Origin of the sequence: Symbiopectobacterium sp. (assembly GCF_051710365.1) — a bacterium.
Taxonomy (GTDB): domain Bacteria; phylum Pseudomonadota; class Gammaproteobacteria; order Enterobacterales; family Enterobacteriaceae; genus Symbiopectobacterium.
In genome coordinates this window covers 1-3637 of sequence record NZ_JBPETA010000250.1, presented here as the reverse complement: position 1 = coordinate 3637, position 3637 = coordinate 1, and the positions used below count along the sequence as shown (strand labels likewise).

General features: G+C 48.9%; 6 protein-coding genes. 3 read left to right on the top strand and 3 right to left on the bottom strand.

Going from position 1 to position 3637, the window contains the following annotated elements:
- The first annotated feature begins 161 nt into the window (after positions 1-161).
- The 3 genes from ACTBDZ_RS16015 to ACTBDZ_RS16005 all read left to right on the top strand — a co-directional run bounded on the left by ACTBDZ_RS16015 (position 162) and on the right by ACTBDZ_RS16005 (position 2483).
- Positions 162-857 (top strand): TerC family protein, encoded by a 696-nt coding sequence (locus ACTBDZ_RS16015; protein WP_438816045.1) that lies wholly within the window; start codon positions 162-164, stop codon positions 855-857.
- Positions 858-1059: 202 nt separating this feature from the next.
- Positions 1060-1278 (top strand): YgdI/YgdR family lipoprotein, encoded by a 219-nt coding sequence (locus ACTBDZ_RS16010; RefSeq protein WP_438816044.1) that lies wholly within the window; start codon positions 1060-1062, stop codon positions 1276-1278.
- Between the two features lie 164 nt (positions 1279-1442).
- Positions 1443-2483 carry an NADP(H)-dependent aldo-keto reductase gene (locus ACTBDZ_RS16005; protein WP_438816043.1) on the top strand — a complete coding sequence of 347 codons (1041 nt, stop codon included), beginning with the start codon at positions 1443-1445 and terminating at the stop codon, positions 2481-2483.
- Positions 2484-2531: 48 nt separating this feature from the next.
- Here ACTBDZ_RS16005 and ACTBDZ_RS16000 read toward each other — a convergent pair whose 3' ends face one another.
- Genes ACTBDZ_RS16000 through ACTBDZ_RS15990 form a run of 3 tightly spaced genes read right to left on the bottom strand, consistent with a single transcriptional unit; the run spans position 2532 to position 3523 of the window.
- Positions 2532-2699, bottom strand: coding sequence for a hypothetical protein (locus tag ACTBDZ_RS16000; RefSeq protein WP_438816042.1), 168 nt, complete (start codon positions 2697-2699; stop codon positions 2532-2534).
- Between the two features lie 17 nt (positions 2700-2716).
- Entirely contained in the window at positions 2717-3025 is a 309-nt protein-coding gene (locus tag ACTBDZ_RS15995) for a hypothetical protein (protein ID WP_438816041.1), read from the bottom strand.
- A 33-nt stretch (positions 3026-3058) separates the two neighbouring features.
- The gene (locus tag ACTBDZ_RS15990) at positions 3059-3523 is read right to left on the bottom strand and encodes a hypothetical protein (RefSeq protein WP_438816040.1); all 465 of its coding nucleotides are present in this window, start codon (positions 3521-3523) and stop codon (positions 3059-3061) included.
- Between the last annotated feature and the right edge of the window lie 114 nt (positions 3524-3637).

Sequence of the window (3637 nt, the reverse complement as noted above, 5' to 3'; positions counted from 1 at the left end):
TGGGATTGTTAGTATGAATCATGAGAGTTACCTCGTGTTTTGTATAAGGATTGGACACCCATATCAAAACCGGTAACTCTCAACCTTGCAAGGTCCAGTGTCAGATCAAGTCGCGACTAATACATTTAAATTTCGTTTATTTTTGATTATATATTGATATAATGTTTGATCGGATTGTTGACCCGAATGCATGGCTGGCGCTCGGCACGTTGGCCATTTTGGAGATCGTACTAGGTATCGACAACATCATCTTCCTTTCTCTGGTTGTCGCCAAGTTACCCAAAGCCCAGCAAAACAAAGCGCGCCGTATCGGCCTTCTGGGGGCCATGTTGATGCGCCTTGGCCTGCTCGCCTCTATCGCCTGGGTGATTCGCCTGACCAACCCGCTGTTTACGCTGATGGATAATGAAATATCCGTGCGCGATCTGATCCTGTTTTTCGGCGGCTTGTTCCTGATCTGGAAATCCAGTCGCGAAGTTCATGAGACTATCGAAGGCGGTTCAGAGGCACATGCCAGCCAGGTGCATTCCTTTTTCGGTGCGATTGTGCAGATCATGTTGTTGGACATCATCTTCAGCCTCGACTCCGTCATTACCGCCGTCGGCTTTTCCGACCATCTGTTTATCATGATGGCCGCCGTGGTGATTGCCGTAGAGGTGATGATGTTTTCAGCCCGCGCCATCGGTGAGTTTGTCGATCGCCACCCATCGGTGAAAATGCTGGCACTCTCTTTCCTGATTCTGGAAAGCGTCGATGTCCACGTTCCCAAAGGCTATATCTATTTCGCTATGTTCTTCTCAATGTCGGTTGAAGCGCTGAATCTGATGCGCAGTAAAAAAGCGACAAACGCAGAGTAGTCCCCCAGCGGGTAGCATTGGCTGCCCGCGCTCCTCTTTACGGGTGAATCACTGAACGGGTGAATCACTGATTATTTCCATTATTCCTACATTCTTCCTTTTCACGCTTTGCTAGACTCATCTTGTATATTCATGTTTTTTGATAGATTAGGTTCTAAAGAGAGCCATCGTCCGTTGTTTTACTATTCGAGTGGATTACCTGATGACGATTCGACACAAAGCCATCGCGTTATGCTTTTTTGCCATGTTTCTAAGTGGGTGTAGCAGCAACTATGTGATTGCCACCAAAGAAGGTCAGATGTTGCTGACAAAAAACAAGCCTGCGTTGGATAAAGATACTGGCCTACTCAGTTATCTTGATGAAGATGGGCAGTGGCGACAGATCAATAATGAAGTTGTCTCCCAGATTGTTCAGCGTTAACGGCAAGTCCTGCCTGGCTTTTTTGCTTTTTTTTCACACCATGACGCCATTAAAGGTGCTTCCACCCATAGCATTGCTTGGTTATAGTCAGAAACAGGCGCTGGTTTTTCCCTTTACGTAAGGGATGAGGACGCCGGGATTTTCAGACATTAAGGAAGCTGGCAATGCTCTATCACCGTATTCCCCATAGTGCTTTAGAAGTCAGCGTGCTCAGTCTGGGCACCATGACGTTTGGTGAACAAAACAGTGAAGCGGAGGCGCACGCGCAGCTCGATCGCGCAGTGGCAGCTGGCGTTAACCTGATTGACACCGCAGAAATGTATCCTGTGCCACCGCGACCGGAAACACAGGGGCTCACGGAACGCTATATTGGCTCATGGCTAGCCTCGCGTGGCGGCAGAGAAAAACTGATTTTGGCAAGTAAAGTCGCCGGGCCAAGCCGTGGCAGCGACGTCGGTATTCGTCCGCAACAGGTATTGGATCGTAAAAATATCCGTGCCGCGCTTGACGCTAGCCTCACTCGCCTGAACACCGACTACCTCGACCTTTATCAAGTGCACTGGCCGCAGAGACAGACCAACTGCTTTGGCAAATGGAACTATCAATACACCGATGACAAAGCAACGGTGACGCTGCTGGAAACGCTGGAAGCCCTTGAAGAGCAGGTGCGCGCCGGAAAAATCCGCTATATCGGGGTATCGAATGAAACCCCCTGGGGCGTAATGCGCTATCTGCAACTTGCCGAAAAACATAACTTGCCGCGTATCGTTTCCATCCAGAACCCGTATAGCCTGCTCAATCGCAGCTTCGAAGTGGGTTTGGCTGAAATCAGCCAGCACGAAGGGGTGGAGCTGTTGGCCTATTCGCCCCTCGCCTTTGGTACGTTAACCGGGAAATATCTGAATGGCGCGCAGCCTGCCGGGGCGCGCAATACGCTGTTCAGCCGCTTTGTGCGTTACAGCGCGCCGCACACCCAGCAAGCCATTGCCGAGTACGTAGCACTGACTCAACGTCACGGGCTGGATCCGGCACAAATGGCGTTGGCGTTTGTTCGTCAGCAGCCGTTTGTCGCCAGTACCATCCTGGGAGCAACCACGCTTGAACAACTCGATACCAACCTTGCCAGCCTGGAGGTGCAATTGAATGCCGAAGTGCTGGCTGAGTTGGAAGAGATTCATCGCCGTTTCACCATCCCGGCACCTTAATATCGAGACTATTTCACTGTTAAGGCCCACTATTGGGCCTTTTTTTAACTAGCAGCTCGAAGCACCGCCAAGCAGAGGAAACAAGCAGCCACGCTGCGGATCACTATTCAGCCATTTCGACGCGCTAGCGGTATAGGTTTCCAGCGGCTGGCTAAAGGCTAATTTTTCAGCCAAATCGACATTGATGTCTGAAATGGTCACGTTCTTGTTTTTCAAGCCGTGCTCATTGAACATCAGATGACTGTTAACCGTGGTGGAAACTGTGCTTGAACCACCCATAAGGGCTGCATGGCATCCCGCGACAAGCCCAGTTGCTCCACCTGCCAGATTATCTGGGTTGCAACATCAACGCCGTTGCTCTTGCTCACGGTAACCTTTGTCTGAGGCTGCCCCAGTTTCATCCATCGATTATCGGTAAAAATCACATTGCCAGACTGGTGATTGAGCTCATTAAGTACCTTATTACCTACGTTATTCAGAACATTTTTGGGCGCAATATGGTGCGTCAACGCCAACAGGCTCATAGGATGGTGATTGACCATGTCAGAAAGCTGTCCGACTTGACGCTTTTGCCCTTAAGACAGATCCTCAGGTAACGCGAACATGTCTTTGATAATGGAAAACAGATTGCCCCCCACATCAACAGCTCTTTGACCATAGCTTTTATGGCTATTATCGACATGGAGAGCCATTCCCTGCCGCAATTCATTGATAAACGAACCGCCAGTGAAATAAGCCCCCGCTTCCTCAGGGTGTTTCACTGGCAAAGAGAAGCCGTTTTTCATAAAATCCATCAGTTCGGGGGAAACAGCATATTTACCATGATGTTCGAAGGAGACGGATTCAAGTTCATTAAGCCAGTTTTGACCAATAGAAATGGTAGACAACGGCATCTTTTCTAATAATGGTTTTAGTTGCTCATATTTATTTTGGAATTCGCTACGAACCTCTTTAGGCAGTTCAGCAATCATCTTGAACATCTCATCAACCTGTTCAGGCTGTTGTGTTTTATGAGCAAGGATGGCAAGTTCAACCGTCATTCCGCACCTGATTTTTCTTTTTTCGGGACTTGACGGTATTCTGAAGTTCTGAATTTATTACTGCTTTTTGCAGACCAATCAGCATGAGTACTCCCCACGTTACCATCCGTAACC

Coding starts and splice junctions, on each gene's coding strand:
- ACTBDZ_RS16015 (WP_438816045.1), top strand. CDS start 162: ATGTTTGATCGGATTGTTGACCCGAATGCATGGCTGGCGCTCGGCACG.
- ACTBDZ_RS16010 (WP_438816044.1), top strand. CDS start 1,060: ATGACGATTCGACACAAAGCCATCGCGTTATGCTTTTTTGCCATGTTT.
- ACTBDZ_RS16005 (WP_438816043.1), top strand. CDS start 1,443: ATGCTCTATCACCGTATTCCCCATAGTGCTTTAGAAGTCAGCGTGCTC.
- ACTBDZ_RS15995 (WP_438816041.1), bottom strand. CDS start 3,025: ATGGTCAATCACCATCCTATGAGCCTGTTGGCGTTGACGCACCATATT.
- ACTBDZ_RS15990 (WP_438816040.1), bottom strand. CDS start 3,523: ATGACGGTTGAACTTGCCATCCTTGCTCATAAAACACAACAGCCTGAA.